We start from the raw sequence: 18,940 nt of genomic DNA on the forward strand, positions 1-18,940 counted from the left end.
CCGCAGTGCTGACAGCGACCACAGCCGGCGAGAGGTGACAAGCTAATGGGCTTCGAAGATGCAACGACACGACGGGCGTTCGTGCGCGGCGGAGGGCGTCTCGCGCTGACCGCGGCGCTTGGCGGCGTGGGTGCGAACCTGCTCGCCGGCTGCGGCAGCGACTCGGGCGAGGCGGGCGCCACGGGCGCCACGGGCGCGGCCACCACCGCCGCGACGGCGCTCAAGCTCGGCTTCGCGATCGGCGAGTCGGGGCTGATGCAGCCGTTCGACGTCTCGGCGATGAACATGGCGAGACTCGCGATCGGCGACGGCCCGTCCGACCCCGCGTTCAGCACCACCGTCTCGGACACGAAGTCGAAGGTCGCAAACGCCGCGCGCGCCGCCGTCGACGTGCTGTCCGCGGGCGCCGACGTCGTGGTGGCGACCAGCGACTACGACCTCGGCGCGCCGATCGGGTTGACGTGCCAGCAGAGAGGCGTGCTCGCGATGTCGCCGTCGGCGGCGACGACCAAGTGGGGGCCGACCGGCATCGGCGACGTCGCCTTCACGATGTCCAACTGCGCGCCGGCGCAGGCCGCCTGCGTCGCGCAATGGGCGTTCGAGCAGATGAGATGGCGCAGTTGCTACGTCCTGTGGGACACGAGCATCGCCTATCAGACCGACTTCAAGGCGGCCTTCGAGCAGGAGTGGACCAAGCGCGCTGGCAGAGCGGGCATCGTCGGCATCGACACGTTCTCGGCCAACGACGCCTCGATCGCCACACAGGTCAGCACGATCGGTCGCCTCGCCTCGCCGCCGGACTTCATCATGCTGATCTGCTACCCGCCACCGGCGGCGACCGCGCTGCGCCAACTGCGCTCCGGCGGTGTCGGCGTGCCCGTCGTGGGAGGCATCTCGATGGGCGGCGACTACTGGCTGAAGACCGTTCCGAACCTCAGCGACTTCTACAACCCCGCGTACGCATCGCTGTGGGGCGACGATCCGAATCCGAGAGTGAATCAGCTCGTAGAGGCGTACAAGACGAAGTACGGCGAGGTCCCGCTGGTCTCCGACGCCTTCCTCGGCTACGCGATGGTCGAGGTGCTGCGCGCCGCCGCGCTGAAGGCGAAGTCAGGCGACAGCAAGGCGCTTGTCGCCGCGATGCCGACGCTGAGCGATGTCGACACGATCGTCGGCAAGACGAGCTTCACCGCCGAGCAGCACTATCCCGCGACGCGTCCGATGATCATCGAGGGCGTCCAGGGCGGCAGACGCACGTTCGTGGCGACCGTCGCGCCCGAGTCCTGAGCGAAGCCGCGATGGTCCCTCCTGCTGACCCTCTGCTGCAGGTCGCCGGCCTCACCGTGGCCTTCGGCGGCGTGCACGCGCTGCAAGACGTCTCGCTCGATGTCGCACGCGGCGAGACGCTCGGGCTGATCGGTCCCAACGGTGCGGGCAAGACGACGTTCCTGAACGCCGCGACGGGCTTCGTGCGTCCCACCGCCGGAACGATTCGGCTCGCGGGGACCGACGTCACGCGACTGTCAGCGCACAGACGCGCTCGCAGCGGCCTTGCGCGGACCTTCCAGGACGTGCGGCTGTTCGGCGCGCTGTCGGCCAGAGACAACGTCGCGGCCGCCGCGATCGGCGCCGGTTCGCGGCGGCGAGCGGCCGAACTGCAGGCCGATCGCCTCTTGGACCGTCTTGACCTCGGCGATCGCGCGGACGTCCAGGCGTCGGCGCTCGCTTACGGCGACGCGCGGCGGTTGAGCATCGCGCGGGCGCTCGCGATCGACCCGCAGGTCCTGATGCTCGACGAGCCCGCTGCCGGGCTCAACGACAGCGAGACGCGACGGCTCGGGCTAGCGGTGCGAGCGATCGTCGAGCAGCACGCGTGCGCGCTCGTCGTCGTGGAGCACGACATCGACTTCATCATGAGCGTCTGCACGCGGATCCACGTGCTCGATCACGGTCGCACGCTGACCTCGGGCGATCCGGCGACGGTGCGAGCCGATCCGCAGGTCGTGGCCTCGTACTTCGGGGCGCGAGCGGAGGTGCCCTCGGATGCTTGAAGTCAGCGGCCTACACGCGGGCTATGGATCGAGCAACGTGCTTCACGACGTCTCGCTGGACGTCGCCAGCGGCGCGGTCAGCGCCGTGGTCGGACCCAACGGAGCCGGCAAGAGCACGCTGCTGAACACGATCGCGGGCGCCGTCAGACCGCGTCGCGGAACGATCGTGTTCGACGGCGCCTCGACCGGCCGCGCAGCGCCCGAGGACCTCGCTGCACAAGGGATCGCGCTCGTCCCCGAGGGACGGCGCATCTTCGCGGGCCTCACCGTCGGTGACAATCTGAAGGTCGCCGCGGTCAGCTGCGGCCATCGCGGCGCCGAACTGGAGGCGTTGCGCGAGGAGGTGTTTGCGCTGTTCCCCGTTCTCAAGGAACGTCTCGGATCGGCCGGTGGCAGCCTCTCAGGCGGCCAACAGCAGCAGCTCGCGCTCGGTCGGGCGCTGATGACCAAGCCCCGGCTGCTGCTGCTGGACGAACCTTCGCTCGGCCTCGCGCCGCGCGTGGTCGACACCGTCTACGAGGGCCTCGCTACGTTACGCGCGCGCGGCATGTCGATGCTGCTGGTCGAGCAGAACGTCGGGCGCGCGCTCGAACTCGCGCAGCACGTCTTCGTGCTCAGCTCCGGGCGTGTGACGCTGTCGGGGACCCCGGCGGAGGTCGACGTCGGCGATCGGCTGGAACAGGCGTACTTCGGCGTGCGGGAGACGATGCCGTCGTGACCGCCTTCGTGCAGGACGTCGTCAACGCGCTCAGCCTCGGCTCGGTCTACGCGCTCGTCGCGCTCGGCATCTCGCTGCAATTCGGCATCATGAAGCTGATCAACTTCGCGCACGGTGAGCTGATCATGATCGCCGGCTACACGCTCGTCGCGTTCGGCGGGCACGTCTGGCTGCTGGCGGTCTTCGCCGCGGTGGCGGCCGCCGGCGTCGCCGCGGTGGTGATGGAGCGCGTCGCGTTCCGTCCGGTGCGCGGCTCAGACCCCTCGACCATGCTCGTGACGTCGTTTGCCGTCAGCGTCCTGCTGCAGTCGCTCGCGATCTTCGCGCTCGGCGCGCAGAGCCGCCCGATCGTGTGGCCGGGCTTCGTCGGGGACTCGCTGCACGTCTTCGGGATACAGCTGCAGCTCCTCGATCTGATCGGGATCGCGGTCGCGGCGCTCGCACTCGCCGCGGTGAGCCTCTTCCTCTTTCGCACCTCGGCCGGCGTGCAGATGCGCGCCGTCGCCGAGGACTTCGGGATGGCTCGCCATGTCGGGGTGCGCGCGAACCGGACCGTGGCGACGGCGTTCGGGCTCAGCGGCGTGCTCGCGGGGCTCGCGGGCGCGATCTACCTCGCTCAGACGGCGAGCGTCAATCCGACCGTCGGCCTGCAGATCGTCGTGGTCGGCTTCGTCGCCAGCGTCCTCGGCGGTATCAGCTCGCTGCGCGGGGCGGTTGTCGGCGGACTGCTGCTGGGGGCGCTGACGGTCGCGCTGCAGGTCGTCCTCCCGGAGAGCGTCCGCGGGGCGCGCGACGCGTTCGTGCTGCTGATCGTGCTCGGCGTGCTGGTCCTGCGACCGCAAGGTCTCTTCGGCGACCGGGCCGTGTTCGGGCCGCTGGGCCGCTCATGAGCTCGCGTCTGAAACAGCTCGCTCCGTGGCAGACGCCAGTCATGCTCGTACTCGTGCTGCTGCTGATCACGTTCGTCGCGCAGCTGTTCGGTTCCGCGTCGACGCAGAACACGATCGTGGAGCTGCTGGTGCTCGTCGTCGCCGTCGTGGCGCTGCATCTCTTCATCGGGCTCAGCGGCGTCTACTCCTTCGGGCACATGGCCTTCGCGGCGCTCGGCGGTTACGCGGCGGGGTTGCTGTCGATCCCATCGACGTTCAAGGGGGTGCTGCTGCCGCAGCTTCCCGGCTGGATCGCGTCGCTGGACGTGAGCACTCCGCTGGGACTGCTGATCGGAGGCGCCGTCGCGACGCTGTTCGCCGCGATCGTGGGACCGGCGGTGGTCAAGGTGAGCGGCGCCACAGCGTCGATCGTGACGCTCGCGATGCTGCTGATCGTGCGCGTCGTGCTCGGCAACGCCGACGACTTCACCGGCGGCTACCGCTCACTCACGGGCATCCCGCTGGACCTCGGCGTCTTCGGCGTTCTGCTCGCGGCGGCGATCGTGATCGTGCTCGCGTTCGCGCTCCAGCGCTCCCGTCTGGGCGTGCGGCTCGTGGCGGCGCGCGAGGATCCCGCAGCGGCGCGTGCCGCCGGGATCGACGTCGATCGCGATCGCTACCTCGCGCTGCTGGCGAGCGCGTTCGTGATGGGCGTCGCTGGCGGCCTGTACGCGCACTACCTCGGCGCCATCAGCCCGGACACCTTCTACCTGCAGCTGGCGTTCCTGACCATCGCGATGCTCGTGGTCGGGGGTGTCGGCACGCTCTCGGGCGCGGTGCTCGGCGCCGCCGCGATCACGATCGTGACCGAGTTGCTGCGCAAGCTCGAAGGCGGCCATGACCTGCTCGCCCTCCATCTCGACGTGCCGGCCGGACTCGCAGAGGTCGTGCTCGCCGCGCTGATGCTCGTCGTGCTGATCGCCCGTCCGCGCGGAGCAACGGGCGGACGCGAGCTGCGCTTGGCGCGCGTGCGCAGGCGCGCACCGGCCATCGTCAGCTCGACGCCGGACAATCCAAGACCAGGACGTTGACTTGCCATACATATGTGGAGTGGACATCGGCGGCACGTTCACGGACTGCGTCGTGATCGACGAGCGCGGCGCCGTCACCCTTGCAAAGTCGCCGACGACCCCGCACGACTTCAGCGAGGGCTTCTTCGACGCGTTGGATCTGTGCGCGACGAAGCTCGGCCTCGAGGTCGAGCAGTTGCTGGCGCGCAGCGACGCGCTGTCGCACGGCACCACGGTCGCGACCAACGCCGTCGTCCAGGGACGCGGCGCGAAGGTCGGCTTGATCGCCACCGCCGGCCACGGCGACGCGATCCTGATGATGCGCTCGATCGGTCGCGTCGCCGGGCTGCCGCCGGCCGAGCTGCTGAGCTTCGCGCACACCAAGAAGCCCGCGCCGATCGTCCCGCGCGAATTGATTCGCGAGGTGCACGAACGGATCGACTGCGACGGCGAGGTCGTCGTCGCGCTCGACGAGGACCAGACGCGAGCGGCGATCGCCGAGCTCGTCGAAGCTGGTGTGGACGGCATCGCGATCGCGCTGCTGTGGTCGTTTCGCAACCCCGATCACGAACGCCGAGTCGCGGAGCTGATCGCCGAGCAGGCACCCGACCTCTACGTGACGCGTTCCTCGGCGCTCGTCCCGATGCTCGGCGAGTACGAGCGGACGGCCGCAACGGTCTTGAACAACTTCGTCGGTCCGGAGACCAGCAGCTACATCCGCAGCATCGAGCAGAGAGCGCGCCGGCGCGGCCTGCGGGCGCCGTTCCAGCTGATGCAGTGCAACGGCGGGCTGACCTCCTCAGCGGAGGCCGCGAAGGCGCCGCTGCTGCTGCTCGAGTCGGGGCCGTGCGGCGGTGTGATCGGCTCCCAGTTCCTCGGCCGCGAGCTCGGCTACGAGAACGTGATCGCAACCGACATGGGCGGCACGACCTTCGACGTCGGGATCATCCACGCGGGACGCGCCGAGCGCACCGACCTCAGCACGCTCAACCAGTACCAGTACTACGTCCCTGCGATCGACATCCAGTCCGTCGGCGCCGGCGGCGGCAGCCTCGCGTGGTTCGACGAGACGAGCGCGACGATGCGCGTCGGCCCGCAGAGCGCGGGCTCCGAGCCGGGACCCGTCTGCTACGGCGCCGGCGGTACCGAGCCGACCGTTACGGATGCCGACGTCACGCTCGGCGTGATCGACCCGGCCTACTTCCTCGGCGGCGCCAAGACACTCGACGGCGACGCGGCGGTCGCCGCGGTCGCGCGCCTCGGCGAGCGCCTCGGGCTGGCGGCCGTGGAGACGGCCGCCGGCATCGTGCGGATCGCTGACCTTCACATGGCCCAGCTGATCCGCCGGCTGACGATCGAGAAGGGGCACGACCCGCGCGACTTCGTCATGTTCAGCTACGGCGGCGCCGGCCCCAGCCACGCGAGCACCCTCGCACGCGAGCTGGGGATCGGCACCGTCGTCGTCCCACTCGCCAGCGCCGCATCGGTCTGGTCCGCATGGGGCGTCGCGTCCTCCGATGTCGTGCACGTCCATCAACGTGAGCAGCTGGCCGACTTCCCGCTCGACCTGCAGGCGCTCGCACCTGTCGTCGACGAGCTCCGTCGCGACGCGCGCGAACAGCTGCGGTCCGAGGGGTTCGCGGACGAGCAGATGAGCTTGCGGCTCGTCGCCGACGTGCGCCATCGCCTGCAGATCCATGTGATCGAGGTGCCGTTCCCCGCCGGGCCGCTCGATGTGTCGACGTCGGCAGCGTTGCTGACGGCGTTCGAGCAGCGCTACGAGTCGCTGTACGGCGCGGGGACCGCAAACGTGGAGGCCGGTGTCGAACTCGTGCGGTTGCGCTGCACCGCCTCCGCGGCAGCGGTGAAGCCCGTCCTGTCGGCGGCGCGAGCCACCGGTGACGACGCACCGCCGCCGCCCGCGAGCCGAACCGTCTGGTGGCCGGAGATCGGCGCTGCCGCCGAAACCGCGATCTACCGCGAGCACTCGCTGCGGCCCGGCGCGACGCTGCCCGGCCCGGCGATCGTCGAGCTCGACGTCACGACGATCGTCGTGCGCCCAGGCGACACGGCGACGGTCGACGACCACGGCAACATCGTCCTGACGATCGGGAGAGAGAGATGACGCAGATCCAGACCGACGGCTCGGGCCGCCCGCTCGCCGAGTGGGACGGCAAGGTGCTGCCGTACCGCCCGGTCGACTTCGCCCCCGGCGACGGCGAGCAGCGCGAGCAGATCGATCCGATCACGTTCGAGATCGTCAAGCACGGCCTTTGGAACGTCAACGACGAGCACGGGATGACGATCACGAAGGTGTCAGGCTCGCCGTTCTCCAACGACGCGTACGACTACAACACCGTGCTGTTGACCGCAGCCGGCGAGTACGTCTTCTTCGGGCCGAGCATCCAGCACTTCGCCGGCACGATGGACTTCCCGATCCGTTGGATCCTCGAGCACCTCGAGCCCGATCTCGGCATCGCGGACGGCGACATGTTCCTCTCCAACGATCCGTGGATCGGCGCGATCCACCAGTCCGACGTCCAGGTCGCCTGCCCGGTCTTCTGGCACGGCGAGCTGTTCTGCTGGGTCGCCAACGCGCTGCATCAGTACGACATGGGCGGCAAGACGCCGGGCAGCTTCTGCGCCGACGCGCGCGACGTGTTCGACGAGCCCACGCCGATCAGTCCGATCAAGATCGTCGAGCAGGGCAGGCTGCGGCCGGACCTCGAGCGGATGTACCTGCGCCATTCGCGCCGGCCCGAGATGCTCGCGCTGGACCTGCGCGCGCAGATCGCCGGCAACCTCGTCGCCCGCGACCGCATCCGCGCATTCCTGCAGCGATACGGAGCCGAGGTCGTCGGCGCAACGATGCAGAAGGTCATCGACGACACTGAGCAGAGCTTCGTCACACGGCTGCGACGGGTCCCCGACGGCACCTGGCGCCACGAGACGCACGTCGAGGCCGCGCTGCCCGGAGACCGGGCGATCTACAGAGTCGCGCTGAGCGTCGAGAAGCGCGGCGACATGCTGCGCTTCACCAACGAGGGATCGCACGACCAGGCCGGCGCGCTCAATGCCTCCTACGCGGGCTGGCGCGCCGCGATCCTGTCGATCGTCAACCCGCTGCTCTGCCATGACCAGATGTACGCGATCGGCGGCGCGCTGCGACATCTGCGCTTCGACGCGACGCCGGGGACGATCAACTGCCCCACCTTTCCCGCGTCGGTCACCAACGCCCAGATCGGGACGCTGATCGCCGGCACGCTCGCGACGATCGTGATGGGCAAGCTCGCGGCGAGCGACGACGAGCTTCGCAACCAGGTCTTCTCGACCGGGGCGACGCTGTATCCGATGAGCGCGATCAGCGGGCTCGACCAGTTCGGACGCTCCTTCGGCAGCGGCTTCCTCGATCCGATGGGCGGTGCGATCGGCGCGTCGGCCAGCTCGGACGGCGTCGACACCGGCGGCGTCGTGTGGTCGCCGCGATCGCTGATGCCCAACGTCGAGCAGGTCGAGGCGGCGTTTCCCGTGCTCTACCTCTACCGGCGAGAGCTCAGCGACTCCGGCGGCGCGGGCCGCTTCCGCGGGGGCAACGCGGCGACGTTCGCGTTCGTGCCGCACGGCACCGACGCGATCGTGCACGCGCCGGCGGCGTCGGGCTGCGCCTTCCCGCCGACGGCCGGCCTCGCCGGCGGCTATCCGGCCAACCCCAACGCCTTCCGGCTCAAGCGCGGCACCGACGTGGCGGAGCGGTTCGCGCAGTCGCGGATCCCGCAGGAGCTCGATCTGCTCGCGGGCGAGTCCGTGCTCGTCGACCCCAAGCGGAGCGGGCTGATCCAACGTGCCGACGACGTGTGGGAGGTGACGTGGGGAGCGGCGACCGGGTACGGCGATCCGCTCGAGCGGGAGCCCGCGCGGGTCCTCGACGACCTGATCCACGGTCGTGTCACGCCGCAGAGCACGATCGCGCTCTACGGCGTCGTGCTCGTCCGCGACGGCGCCGGGCGGCCGGCGATCGACGATGCCGCGACCGCCGCCGAGCGCGCTGCGCGGCGAGCGGCCCGATTGCGACACCCCCTGCTCACGACGTCCAGCGAAGGAGTCGACGATGCGAGTCACTGAGACCGTCGCCGTGCGCGACGCGGATGGCGGGCGGACGTATTGCTGCGTCGCGTGCGACCGCGCGCTCGCCGCCGTCACGGCGACCTACAAGTCGGGGTGCCTCTGCGAGCAGGCGCCGCTTTCGGCGGCGAACCCGCATGCCAGCGACCGCAGTCCGCTGATCGACGACGAGCTCGTCTTCCGCCGCTACTACTGCCCCGGCTGCGCCGTGTTGATCGAGAGCGAGATCGCGCCGCTCGGGAGCGAGCCGATCTGGGACGTCGACGTCCGCGGCGACGCGTCATGAGGATCGCCACGCTGCCGTCGTTCGCGGTGGCCGACCGCGTCACGCGCGCCTCAGAGCCGCTCGCGTTGATCGGCGCGCCGATCGTCGAGATGCCCGCGCATGTGCGCGCGGCGGCATCCGCCGCACTTGACGGACCGCTCGTGCGCGAGCCCCGGGGGCTGCCGCGGCTGCGCGCGGCGATCGCCGCTGACCTCGCCGCGACGTTCGGGATCGCGGCCGATCCCGAGACGGAGCTGCTGATCACGCACGGCGCGATGCACGGGCTCTCGCTCACGTTGCGCGCGCTCCTGCGGCCCGGCGACGAGGTGCTCGTGCCGAGTCCCGCGTTCTTCTTCGACTTCGCGATCGAGCAGACGGGAGCCCGCGCCGTCTACGTCCCCGCCGGCGAGCGCGACGACTGGGCATGGGACGTCGAGGCGCTGCGTCGCGCCGTCACGCCGCGCACGACGGCGATCGTCGTCTGCAACCCCAACAACCCGACCGGCTACGTGCCGGACGCCGGCGCCGTCGCGGCGCTCGTCGAGGTCGCCGCCGAGCACGAGCTGACGATCGTCACCGACGACTCATGGCAGCGCTTCGTCCACGACGACGCGGAGTACGTCCCGATCGCGGGCCATGCCGACCGCTGGTCACGGATCGTGACCGTCACGAGCCTCAGCAAGGCCTACGCGTTCGCCGACTGGCGCATCGGCTACGTGCTCGCGCAGCCCGCGACGATCGCCGCAATCGGCGATCTGCTGGGCTGGGACGCCGCCTGGGTCTCGCACGTCAATCAAGCTGCCGCCGGCGCGGCGGTCTCCGGCCCCGCCGGCTGGTGGGAGCAGCCGCTGCGCGGTTACCAGGCCAGACGAGACCGGCTGCTGGCCGCGATCCGCGCAGCCGGCTACGCCGCCGCGACCCCGCGTGGAGGCGCATTCGCGCTTGTCGACTGCTCCGTGCAGCAGCGCACTCCCGCCAGCCGCGACGAGCTGCTCGCGAGGGCCGGCATCCGCGCGATCCCCGGCCCCGCTTTCCACGCTCCCGAGCAGTATGTGCGGCTGTTGTTCGGCGCCGAGGCGCCGGTTCTCGACGAGCTCGCGCGCCGCCTGCGCCGCCTCACCGACGATCCCCCGAAGGAGCCGCTCACGTGACCGCATCGACGGATCGCACGACTGCGCACGGACTCAACCGCGACCGCTTCCCAGGGCTTCGCGACGGTTGGATCCGTGCCGACGCCCCAGGCGGGACGCAGCCCGTCGACAGCTGCATCGCCGCGATCGGCGAGTACATGGCATCGGGTCGCTCGGCCAACCTGCACGGCCGCTTCGCGGCGTCGCGCGCGACGGACGCACTCGTCGCTCAGGCGCGAGCGCGCGTGGGCCGGCTGCTCGGAGCGGATCCCGGCGGCGTCGTCTTCGGAGCGAGCATGACTGCGCTCACCTTCCGGCTCGCGCACGCGGTGAGCGCGACGCTGCGAGCCGGCGAGCGCATCGTCACCACACGCCTGGAGCACGACGCGAACGTGCGCCCGTGGGCAGGCGCCGCGAGACGCGCCGGCGCCGACCTGGCGTTCATCGAGCTGGACCCGCGGACGCTCGAGCTCTCGCCCGAGAGCATCGCGTCGACGATCGACGAGCGGACACGCTGGGTCGCCGTCGGCGCCGCCTCCAATGCGGTCGGGGCCGTCGCAGACCTCGCACCCGTGATCGCGCGGGCGCACGAGGTCGGCGCGCGCGTCTTCGTCGACGCGGTCGCCGCCGCCGCGCACATCCGCTTCGACCTCGCCGATCAGGGAATCGACGCGCTCGCCTGCTCGGCGTACAAGTGGTTCGGGCCGCACGTCGGCATCCTTTGCCTCTCGCCGCAGCTGACCGAGCTGCTGAGGCCCGAGAAGCTGATCCCCTCGCCGAGCCGGCCGCCCGAGAGCTGGGAGTTGGGCACGCTGCCGATGGAGTCGCTGGCAGGGGTGATCGCCGCCGTCGACTACCTCGAGGAGATCGGCATGGACGTGATCGCCAGGCACGACGACGCCCTGACGGCCCGGCTGATCGGCGGACTCGAGGCGATCGCAGGCGTCCGCGTCCTCGGCCAACCTGCGAGACGCACGCCGACGGCCTTCTTCACCGTCGAAGGACTCCGCCCGCGCGACGTGGCGAGCGGGCTCGCCGAGCGCCGCATCGCCGCCGCCGACGGCGACGTCTACGCGCACGAGCTCTGCACGCTGTTGGGATTCGGCGCGGAGGGCGCCGCACGGCTGGGCTTCGCGCACTACAGCGGCCTGGAGGACGTCGACCAGGCCGTGGCCGCCGTCGCCGCGATCGCGTCGGCATCGCGCAACGGAGTGTAGCCCGCGCCGCGCCCAGGCCAGCACGACGCGACCGCTCTGGATGGTTCATGGGTGCGTTCGGCGCCGCGGTGGGCGTGCCCGGCCGGGCCTGCGTGGCGAGCACCAGCTGCGCGGGCGGCAGCCATCCGGGCTACGACTCGCGCAGGCTCGCGCAGCTCCTCGTCGCCGGGCTGTGCCGGTCCGGCGACCCTCAGAGGTAGGCCCACCGTCGTACGAGGCGCTCGATCAGTGTCAGTGCGAGGTTCAGGGCGTAGCCGATGACGGCGAGGGTGAGGACGCCGACGTAGAGGTTGACGACGTCCAGCTGCTGCTGGCTGAGCAGGACGAAGTAGCCCAGGCCGGTGTTGCCGGAGGTCATCTCGCTGAAGACCGTGATGATCAGCGCGATCGCGATCGCGAGGCGGAGGCCGACGAAGATCGCGCCCGACGCGCCGGGGATCGTGATCTCGACGAACTCGCGCCAGCTGCTGAGCCGGAAGGTCCGGCCCGTGTCGCGCGCGACCGTCGAGACGCCGCGCACGCCGGCCGCCGTGTTGAGCATGATCGGGAAGAAGACGGCGATCGCGACGGCGACGATCTTCAACCGGTCGCCGATGCCGAGGAACAGCACCAGCAGCGGCACGATCGCGGTCAGCGGGATCGGGCGGATCAGCTCCGTGAGCGGCTCCAGCAGGTTGAAGACGAGCAGGAAGCGCCCCATCAGCAGGCCGATCACGAACCCGGCCGCGCCACCGGCGAGGTAGCCCCAGCCCATCACCCGCAGGGTCTCCCCGATCGCGGTCGTGAGCGTCCCGTCGGAGAGCTGCGAGCGCCACGCCGACAACACGTCGCTGAGCGCCGGCAGCTCGGGCGTGTCGATCCAGCCGCGCTTGACCGACACCTGCCACAGCACCAGCAGGAGGATCACCGGGATCCAGCCGATCGCGCGCGTGCGCACCAGCCACCTCAGCGTCGGACGACGACGACGCGGCACGGGAGACGACCCGGACGCGGAGGCCGCGGCAGCTGTCCCCGTCGGCGAGACCTGCCGCGTCTCAAGGCCGGGCATCGCCAGCTCCGATCGGCGTCGCCTCGCGCGCGAGCACCAGCTCGACCAGCTCGCGCCGCAGCGCCAGGAACGCCGGATCCTCGCGCGTGTCGAGCTGATGGCGCGGACGCGCGAGCGACACCTCGAGATCCCCGATCAGCCCCTCCGCCCCCTCGCCGAGCACGACGACGCGGTCAGCCAGGTAGATCGCCTCCTCGATGTCGTGGGTCACGAGCAGCACCGTCAGCCTGCGCTCGGCGGCGATCCGCAGCAGCAGGTCCTGCAGTGTCGCGCGGTTGAGCTCGTCGACCGCGCCGAACGGTTCGTCCATCAGCAGCACGCCCGGCTCGGCCGCGAGCGCCCGCGCGATCGCGACGCGCTGCTGCATCCCACCCGACAGGTGCGCCGGCCACTGACGGGCGACCTCCGGCTGCAGCCCGACGGCGCCCAGCAGCTCCTGCACGCGCGCCTGCGTCTCGCTGCGGCGAAACTGCCCGTCGCCGTGCCGCAGGCCGAAGCGGATGTTGGCGCCGACCGTCAGCCACGGAAACAGCGAGTTGGAGTAGTCCTGGAAGACGTAGCGGACGCCCTGCGGCGGCCTGGAGACCGGCTGGCCGTTCGCCAGCACGCGTCCTGCGCTGGGGCGCGCGAGACCGGCGACGAGCTTGAGCAGCGTCGACTTGCCGCTGCCCGAGCGCCCGACGAGGGCGACGATGCGGCCGGCCTCGACCGACAGGTCGACGTCGCGCAGCACGTCGGCCTCGCCGCGGGCGGAGCGGAACGTCTTGCCGACCTGCTCGAGCTCGATCGCCATCGCGCTATCTCTGCGCCGTCGGGGCGAGGTGGTCGGCGATCTCGACCGCTCTTCTGAGCAGGCCGATCGTCGAGCCGACGTCGATCCATCTCTGCGTCGCGTCGAGGTCGATCGGCCCCGTGATCCACGGCTCCCACTGGATCTGTCTGATCAGGCCCGGAAGTCTGGCGCTGAGTCTGGCGTAGTCGATCCCGGCGTATCTGGCGGCCAGATCGGCCTTCTCCTGCGAGGGGGCGTCGTTGAGCCAGACCGACGCCTCGCGCAGCGCGGTCGCGGTTCTCTGCGCCAGTTCGGGGTCGTCCTGCACCCACTGCGCGTTGGCGAAGTAGTTGGCGTTCGCGGTGCCCTGCGGCTCGGCGTCCAGCGGGCTCTGGAGGTCGACGCCGCCGTAGTTTCTGGTGAGGTCGAGGTTCTGGGCAGTGTTGCGCGTCTGCACCGCGGCCAGCGAGTTCGTCTTCAGCGCGCTGGACTGGTTGCCGTCCTGGACGGTGACGACTCTGACCGATCTCGGGTCGACGCCGTTCTGCTGCAGCCAGACGCCGATCGCGGCGCTCATCTGCGGCGTCGGGATCACGCCGATCGTCTTGCCCGACAGGTCGGCGACCGTTCTGACGCCGGAGTCCGGGCCGGCGATCAGGTGCATCGGGCTCGGCGATCTGCTGTCGGTGACGGTGCCGCCGAGCAGCACCTGGATGTTGTCGAAGCCGTTGCTCGTCGCCGCCGCCCACGCGAGCGTGTCGCCGAAGACGACGTCGACGGATCCCTTCGCGACGGCGGCCATCAGCGCCGGTCCCGCCGTCAGCGTCACCAGTTCGGCTCTGACGCCGTTTCTCTCGAACATGCCCTGCGCCTCGGCGACCTCCGGGCCGAGCAGCAGGCCGGGGAAGACACCGATCTTGACGGTCTGCGCGGAACTGGCGCCGGCGTCGGCCGTCGTGGTCGCGGAGCTGGCGCTGCTGCTGCCGCCGCTGTCGTCGCCGGACGAGTCGTCGGAGGAGCCGCAAGCGGCGAGCGCGAGTGTCGTGCCGAGGGCGAGGATCGCCACCAGCGCGCGAGCGGTCAGGGTTCGTCGGTCAGGCATCGTTGGCTCCGTCGTCGATCGGTCGGGACGGGTCGGTGATCCACTCGGACCACGACCCCGGGTACAGCGCGGCGTCGACGCCGATGTGGCGCAGCACCGCGATCTCGTGGGTCGCGACGACGCCGCCGCCGCAGTAGACGCCGAGCTCCTCGCCGTCGGTGGCGCCGACTGCGGCGAAGCGCTCGCGCAGTTGTCGGAGCGGCAGCAGCCGGCCGTCGCCGCCGACGTTGTCGACGGTCGAGACGACGCGGGCGCCGGGGATCCGGCCCTTGCCGCTGACGTCGTCAGCCGTGCGCGCGTCCAGCAATCGCGCCCGCGCGCCGAGCTGCGCGGCGCCGTCGGCGTCGATCTCGCGCACCAGCGGCGGGGCGGCAGCGAACGCGGCGGGTGCGGCGTGCTCGATCCCGCCGCGCGTCGGCAGGTCCGCGGCGACCCAGGCGGAGTAGTCGCCGTCGAGCAGCTCGACGTCGCGCAACCCGATCCACTTCAGCAGCCACCAGGCGCGCCCGGCCGACAGCCCGCGGCGGTCGTCATAGACGACGACGCGCGTGTCGTGGTCGATCCCCCAGCTGCCGACGGTCGCGGCGAACGTGTCGCGATCGGGCAAGGGACGACTGCCGGTGCCCGGACCCGTCGGGCTGGCCAAGTCGGTCGGCAGGTCGACATAGAGCGCTCCCGGGATATGGCCAGCCGCGTAGGCGGCCGGGCCGTCGTCGCGGCCGAGCACGAAGCGCACGTCGAGCACGCGCGGCGGCGTCTCGCTGGCGAGCGCCTCGGCGAGCGCCTCGATCGAGACGAACACGGCAGGCTCGCTCATGCCCGCTCCGGCACCGCGCTGTAGCGGCTCACCGGCCGCGGCAGGTCGAAGTGGTCGCGCAGGGTCGAGCCCTCGTACGCGGTGCGGTAGATGCCGCGCCGCTGCAGCTCGGGGACGACGAGGTCGACGAACCGCTCGATCGGCTCCGGCTCGTAGGGCGGGAAGATCATGAAGCCGTCGACCGCTCTCGCCTCCCACCACTCCTGGATGAAGTCGGCGATCTCGATCGGGCCGCCGGCGACGCTCGTGAAGAAGGCCTTGCGCAACCACACGTGGTACAGCTCGCGCAGCGGCACCGCACCGGGCCCGAAGTTCGCCCGCGACTCGGCGACGAAGCGCGCCGCCTCCGGGTCATCGAGCCGCTCCAGCTCCGGGATGCCGTTCGTGTCGGCGTCGAGGTCGTAGCCGGCGACGTCGACGCCGAGGAAGGCCGACAGCCGTCCGAGGTCGTAGTCGGTGTTCGTGAGCGCGTGGACCTCGCGGAAGATCGCGTGGCCCTCCGCCTTGTCGCGGCCGACGTAGGTGATCAGCCCCGGGATCACGTACTGGTCGTCGGGATCGCGACCGTGCTCGGCGAGGCGACCCTTGAGGTCGTCGTAGACCGCCCGCGCGCCTTCCAGTCCGAGGCACGTGTCGTTGGTGAACTTGATGTCGGAGAAGCGCGCGCCGAGCTGGGCGGAGCGCTCCGAGCGCCCGGCGTTGACGATCGGGATCTGCCCCTGCACGGGGCGCTCGACGTTCAGCGGCCCGAGCACCGAGAAGAAGTCGCCTCTGTGCTCGATGCGGTGGACCATGCGCTCGTCGACGAACTCGCCGGTCGCCTTGTTCGCTACGCGCGCGCCGTCCTCCCAGCTGTCCCACAGCTCGGTGACGGCGGCGGTGAAGTCCTCGGCCCAGTCGTAGCGGCGCGCGTTGTCCCACAGCGCACGGCGACCGAAGTTCGGCGCCGACTCGTCCGCCTCGCCGGTGACGACGTTCCAGCCGATCCGGCCCTGGCTGAGATGGTCGAGCGTGGCGAGCGCACGCGCCGTCGAGTAGGGCTCCGCGTAGGTGGTGTTGACGGTCACGACGATCCCCAGGTGGGTCGTCGCCGCGGCGATGAAGCCGGCGAGGCCGATCGCCTCGGGCCGCAGCACCTGGTTGGGGCGCGCGTACTGCCACTCGGGCAGCCCGATCAGCTGGTCGCCGATGAAGAAGAAGTCGAACAGCCCACGCTCCGCCGTCCGCGCGACGTCGCGCAGGAAGGTCGGGTTCGTGTTGCCGTCGTCGATCGCCCGCTCCAGCCGCCACCCAGCCGGGTGGAAGCCGGTGGGCCAGATGGTGAAGCCGAGATGGAGCTGACGCTTGCGGTCGGACACTGAGCCTCCAGGGCGGTTCGGATGCCAGTCGGTCATCGAACGTATACGCGTGGATTCGCTAAGCCAGCATACTAGATCGACTTAGTCGGGTTAGTGCTCCGCGAAGAGCTGGCGCGAACGACGCCGACGCATCGTCAGACGCCGACGCGCGCGAGCCGCGAGCGTGACCGGGCAGTCGGTGCGCTAGGCGTCCGGCGCGGCGTCCAGGAACGCCTGGATGCGCAGGTCGCGCCCGTGGCGCAGATGCTCGACCATCGCCAGCCGCGCCCCTTCGGCATCGCGCCGTCGGATCGCCTCGAGCACCTGCTCGTGCTCGACGGCCTCGCGGTCGGGATCGGCCTTGACGGTGTAGCCGGGCCGGTAGACGGCGAGCAGACCGTCGAGGCGGTCGAGCAACTCGTCGATCGTGCGATTGTGCGATGCGTCGCGCAATGCGGTGTGCCACGCCCGGTTGAGCCGCCCGGCCTCCGCGCCGTCGGTGGCCGCGCGGCGCTGTTCGAGCAGGTGCGTCAGCCGCGCGAGGTCGAATGCGGTGTGACGCTCAGCGGCCAGCGCGGCCGAGGTCGACTCCAGCGCGATCCGCGCGTCGTAGATCTCCAGGATCTCTTCAGGGCTGCGCCGGCGTACCGTGAAGCCGCGACTGGAACGCTCCAGCAGCCCATCCTGCGCGAGCCGGCCCAACGCCTCGCGAACGGGCGTGCGCGACACGCCGTAGCGCGCGCTCAAGACCGTTTCGAGCAGCACCGTCCCAGGCGGGAACTCCCCTTCGAGCAGCTCCTTGCGCAGCCGTTCGTACTGCAGTGACGTCACGTCGGCGACGACATCGCTCATCTCGCCGCTCGTGCTCGCATCGGCGCAGTGTACCTGTGCGGATACACGTGCGTGCAGCTTGTCGAGGGCCGCCCGTCAAGCGCCGCCGGCCGGCACGAGCGGATCGACGCCGAGCCGCCGCGCGAGCGCATCCAACTGCAGCGCCAGCTCGGCCGACAGGTCAACGCCGTCGGCACGTCGCTGTGCCGCGCTGCGGTCGCCCCGCTCGCCGGGCAGCAGCACCTCCGCCTCGGGGCCGTCGTGCAGCTTGATCCCGTCGGCGAACCGCTCGACGGCGTCGAGGAACGCCTCGCGCTCGACGAACAGCTGCGGCGACAACGCCAGCACGAGATGGCCGACGCCACCGGCACGCTGACCGTGCGTGCTCGCGTCAGCCCCGACGGGCGACCCGGTCAACGCGCCCGCCAACACGTCGAGCATCAACGCCAGGCCGAGGCCCTTGTGCCCGCCGACCGGCGCCAGCAACTGCGCTTCGAGCGCACGCCGCGCGTCGGTCGTCGGCTGACCGTCGGAGTCCAGCGCCCAGCCGAGCGGGATCTCGCGCCCCTCCGCCGCCGCGAGCCGGACCCGTCCGAAGGCCGTCTGGCTGAGCGCCATGTCGAGCACCAGCGGCGGCTGCGGCGCGCGGCGCGGCGCCGCGATCGCGAGCGGGTTGTTGCCGACCACCGGCACCCGCACGCCCGCCGGCGCCATCGCCGGCCCCGCGTTGGTGAGCACCATGCCGACGTTGCCGGCCGCCGCAATCCGCCGCGCATACGGCCCGCCCATCCCGAAGTGGTGGCTGTCGCGCACCCCGACGACTCCGACGCCGTGCTCGTCCGCCAGCGCTCCCGCGACGTCGCACGCGAGCGTCGTGGGAACGAAACCGTAGCCGCCGCCGGCATCCACCAGCGCGTGGGAGCCCGTGCGCGAGAGCACCCGCACCTCGGGGCTCCCCTCGACGTCACCAGCCGCGATCGAGTCGGCGTACTGGATCAGCCGTAACACACCGTGGCTGTCGACGCCGCGCAGGTTCGCCTCCACGAGCAGCCCTGCCGTCACCTCCGCATCCCCGTCCGGCATGCCCGCAGCACGCAGCACGCGGCAGGAGAAAGCGAGCAGCGCGGCAGCATCGATCGTCGGCATGCGCGGCAGGATAGGCGGACCGCCGGAGTCACCGACAGAAGCGCACGACGGTGTCGGCGACACAGACCGGCTGCCCGCCCGCCCTTTCGCGGCTGGCGCGTTACGCGCTGATCGAGACGTCGACCGGCCCGCTCGTGACGCGCGTCGGCTCCTCCTGGATGTCGAACGCGGTCGCGCGGTAGTCGCTGACCCCTTCTCTTCCGGCCAGCTGCTCGCCGAGCGCACGTCCCCACGCCTCGGCGTCGGGCCGCTCGCGGAAGAGGTAGACGCCGCCGCTGGTCTTCGTCTGCGGATCGCGGATCCAGATCTTCCAGACGACGTCTTCGCGATCGGCGAACGGCTGCGCGTCGGCCGCCGTGGCGCCGGTCGCGACGTCCTCCGGCACGTCCCATCTGAAGTTCACCTGCAGGATTGCTGCCATCGCACTGCTCCTTGTGGTTGGTGG

The 18,940-nt window shown here is 71.1% G+C and carries 18 protein-coding genes; 10 read left to right on the forward strand and 8 right to left on the reverse strand.

All coding sequences use genetic code 11. From position 1 onward, the window contains the following. Positions 1–45 precede the first annotated feature (45 nt). From Q7L65_RS00190 to Q7L65_RS00235, 10 genes are read left to right on the forward strand one after another with little or no spacing between them, the layout of a single operon-like run. A complete protein-coding gene (locus Q7L65_RS00190; RefSeq protein WP_304718184.1) occupies positions 46–1,287 on the forward strand; it encodes an ABC transporter substrate-binding protein in 1,242 nt (413 codons plus the stop codon). A gap of 11 nt (positions 1,288–1,298) precedes the next feature. Then, on the forward strand, positions 1,299–2,051 hold the full coding sequence (locus tag Q7L65_RS00195) for an ABC transporter ATP-binding protein (RefSeq protein ID WP_304718185.1): 753 nt from the start codon (positions 1,299–1,301) through the stop codon (positions 2,049–2,051). A 37-nt stretch (positions 2,052–2,088) separates the two neighbouring features. Then, on the forward strand, positions 2,089–2,769 hold the full coding sequence (locus Q7L65_RS00200) for an ABC transporter ATP-binding protein (RefSeq protein ID WP_304718186.1): 681 nt from the start codon (positions 2,089–2,091) through the stop codon (positions 2,767–2,769). Further along, positions 2,766–3,659, forward strand: coding sequence for a branched-chain amino acid ABC transporter permease (locus Q7L65_RS00205; RefSeq protein ID WP_304718187.1), 894 nt, complete (start codon positions 2,766–2,768; stop codon positions 3,657–3,659). Before Q7L65_RS00200 ends, Q7L65_RS00205 begins: the two co-directional genes overlap by 4 nt. A 41-nt stretch (positions 3,660–3,700) precedes the next feature. Then, on the forward strand, positions 3,701–4,729 hold the full coding sequence (locus Q7L65_RS00210; protein ID WP_304718188.1) for a branched-chain amino acid ABC transporter permease: 1,029 nt from the start codon (positions 3,701–3,703) through the stop codon (positions 4,727–4,729). A 19-nt stretch (positions 4,730–4,748) separates the two neighbouring features. Then, positions 4,749–6,833 carry a hydantoinase/oxoprolinase family protein gene (locus tag Q7L65_RS00215; protein ID WP_304718189.1) on the forward strand — a complete coding sequence of 695 codons (2,085 nt, stop codon included), beginning with the start codon at positions 4,749–4,751 and terminating at the stop codon, positions 6,831–6,833. Continuing rightward, positions 6,830–8,830: a hydantoinase B/oxoprolinase family protein gene (locus Q7L65_RS00220; protein ID WP_304718190.1), complete on the forward strand. Its 2,001-nt coding sequence runs from the start codon at positions 6,830–6,832 to the stop codon at positions 8,828–8,830. The genes Q7L65_RS00215 and Q7L65_RS00220 overlap by 4 nt, the downstream gene beginning before the upstream one ends. After that, entirely contained in the window at positions 8,817–9,116 is a 300-nt protein-coding gene (locus Q7L65_RS00225) for an acetone carboxylase subunit gamma (RefSeq protein ID WP_304718191.1), read from the forward strand. The genes Q7L65_RS00220 and Q7L65_RS00225 overlap by 14 nt, the downstream gene beginning before the upstream one ends. After that, positions 9,113–10,246 carry a pyridoxal phosphate-dependent aminotransferase gene (locus tag Q7L65_RS00230; RefSeq protein WP_304718192.1) on the forward strand — a complete coding sequence of 378 codons (1,134 nt, stop codon included), beginning with the start codon at positions 9,113–9,115 and terminating at the stop codon, positions 10,244–10,246. Before Q7L65_RS00225 ends, Q7L65_RS00230 begins: the two co-directional genes overlap by 4 nt. After that, the gene (locus Q7L65_RS00235) at positions 10,243–11,442 is read left to right on the forward strand and encodes a cysteine desulfurase-like protein (protein ID WP_304718193.1); all 1,200 of its coding nucleotides are present in this window, start codon (positions 10,243–10,245) and stop codon (positions 11,440–11,442) included. The genes Q7L65_RS00230 and Q7L65_RS00235 overlap by 4 nt, the downstream gene beginning before the upstream one ends. Positions 11,443–11,632: 190 nt before the next feature. Here Q7L65_RS00235 and Q7L65_RS00240 read toward each other — a convergent pair whose 3' ends face one another. The 8 genes from Q7L65_RS00240 to Q7L65_RS00275 all read right to left on the reverse strand — a co-directional run bounded on the left by Q7L65_RS00240 (position 11,633) and on the right by Q7L65_RS00275 (position 18,916). Then, the gene (locus tag Q7L65_RS00240) at positions 11,633–12,379 is read right to left on the reverse strand and encodes an ABC transporter permease (protein ID WP_304718194.1); all 747 of its coding nucleotides are present in this window, start codon (positions 12,377–12,379) and stop codon (positions 11,633–11,635) included. A 97-nt stretch (positions 12,380–12,476) separates the two neighbouring features. Then, entirely contained in the window at positions 12,477–13,283 is an 807-nt protein-coding gene (locus Q7L65_RS00245) for an ABC transporter ATP-binding protein (protein WP_304718195.1), read from the reverse strand. Between the two features lie 4 nt (positions 13,284–13,287). Beyond that, a complete protein-coding gene (locus Q7L65_RS00250; protein WP_304718196.1) occupies positions 13,288–14,364 on the reverse strand; it encodes an ABC transporter substrate-binding protein in 1,077 nt (358 codons plus the stop codon). Further along, positions 14,357–15,181: a sulfurtransferase gene (locus Q7L65_RS00255; RefSeq protein WP_304718197.1), complete on the reverse strand. Its 825-nt coding sequence runs from the start codon at positions 15,179–15,181 to the stop codon at positions 14,357–14,359. The genes Q7L65_RS00250 and Q7L65_RS00255 overlap by 8 nt, the downstream gene beginning before the upstream one ends. Next, complete coding sequence (locus tag Q7L65_RS00260) at positions 15,178–16,539, reverse strand: NtaA/DmoA family FMN-dependent monooxygenase (RefSeq protein WP_304718198.1); 1,362 nt, start codon at positions 16,537–16,539, stop codon at positions 15,178–15,180. Before Q7L65_RS00260 ends, Q7L65_RS00255 begins: the two co-directional genes overlap by 4 nt. A 183-nt stretch (positions 16,540–16,722) precedes the next feature. Further along, positions 16,723–17,370 (reverse strand): GntR family transcriptional regulator, encoded by a 648-nt coding sequence (locus Q7L65_RS00265; protein ID WP_304718199.1) that lies wholly within the window; start codon positions 17,368–17,370, stop codon positions 16,723–16,725. 75 nt (positions 17,371–17,445) lie between these two features. Continuing rightward, the gene (locus Q7L65_RS00270; protein ID WP_304718200.1) at positions 17,446–18,495 is read right to left on the reverse strand and encodes an Ldh family oxidoreductase; all 1,050 of its coding nucleotides are present in this window, start codon (positions 18,493–18,495) and stop codon (positions 17,446–17,448) included. Positions 18,496–18,595: 100 nt separating this feature from the next. Further along, a complete protein-coding gene (locus Q7L65_RS00275; RefSeq protein WP_304718201.1) occupies positions 18,596–18,916 on the reverse strand; it encodes a YdhR family protein in 321 nt (106 codons plus the stop codon). Between the last annotated feature and the right edge of the window lie 24 nt (positions 18,917–18,940).

This window comes from Conexibacter sp. CPCC 206217, assembly GCF_030646165.1.
In the GTDB taxonomy this organism is placed as follows: domain Bacteria; phylum Actinomycetota; class Thermoleophilia; order Solirubrobacterales; family Solirubrobacteraceae; genus Conexibacter.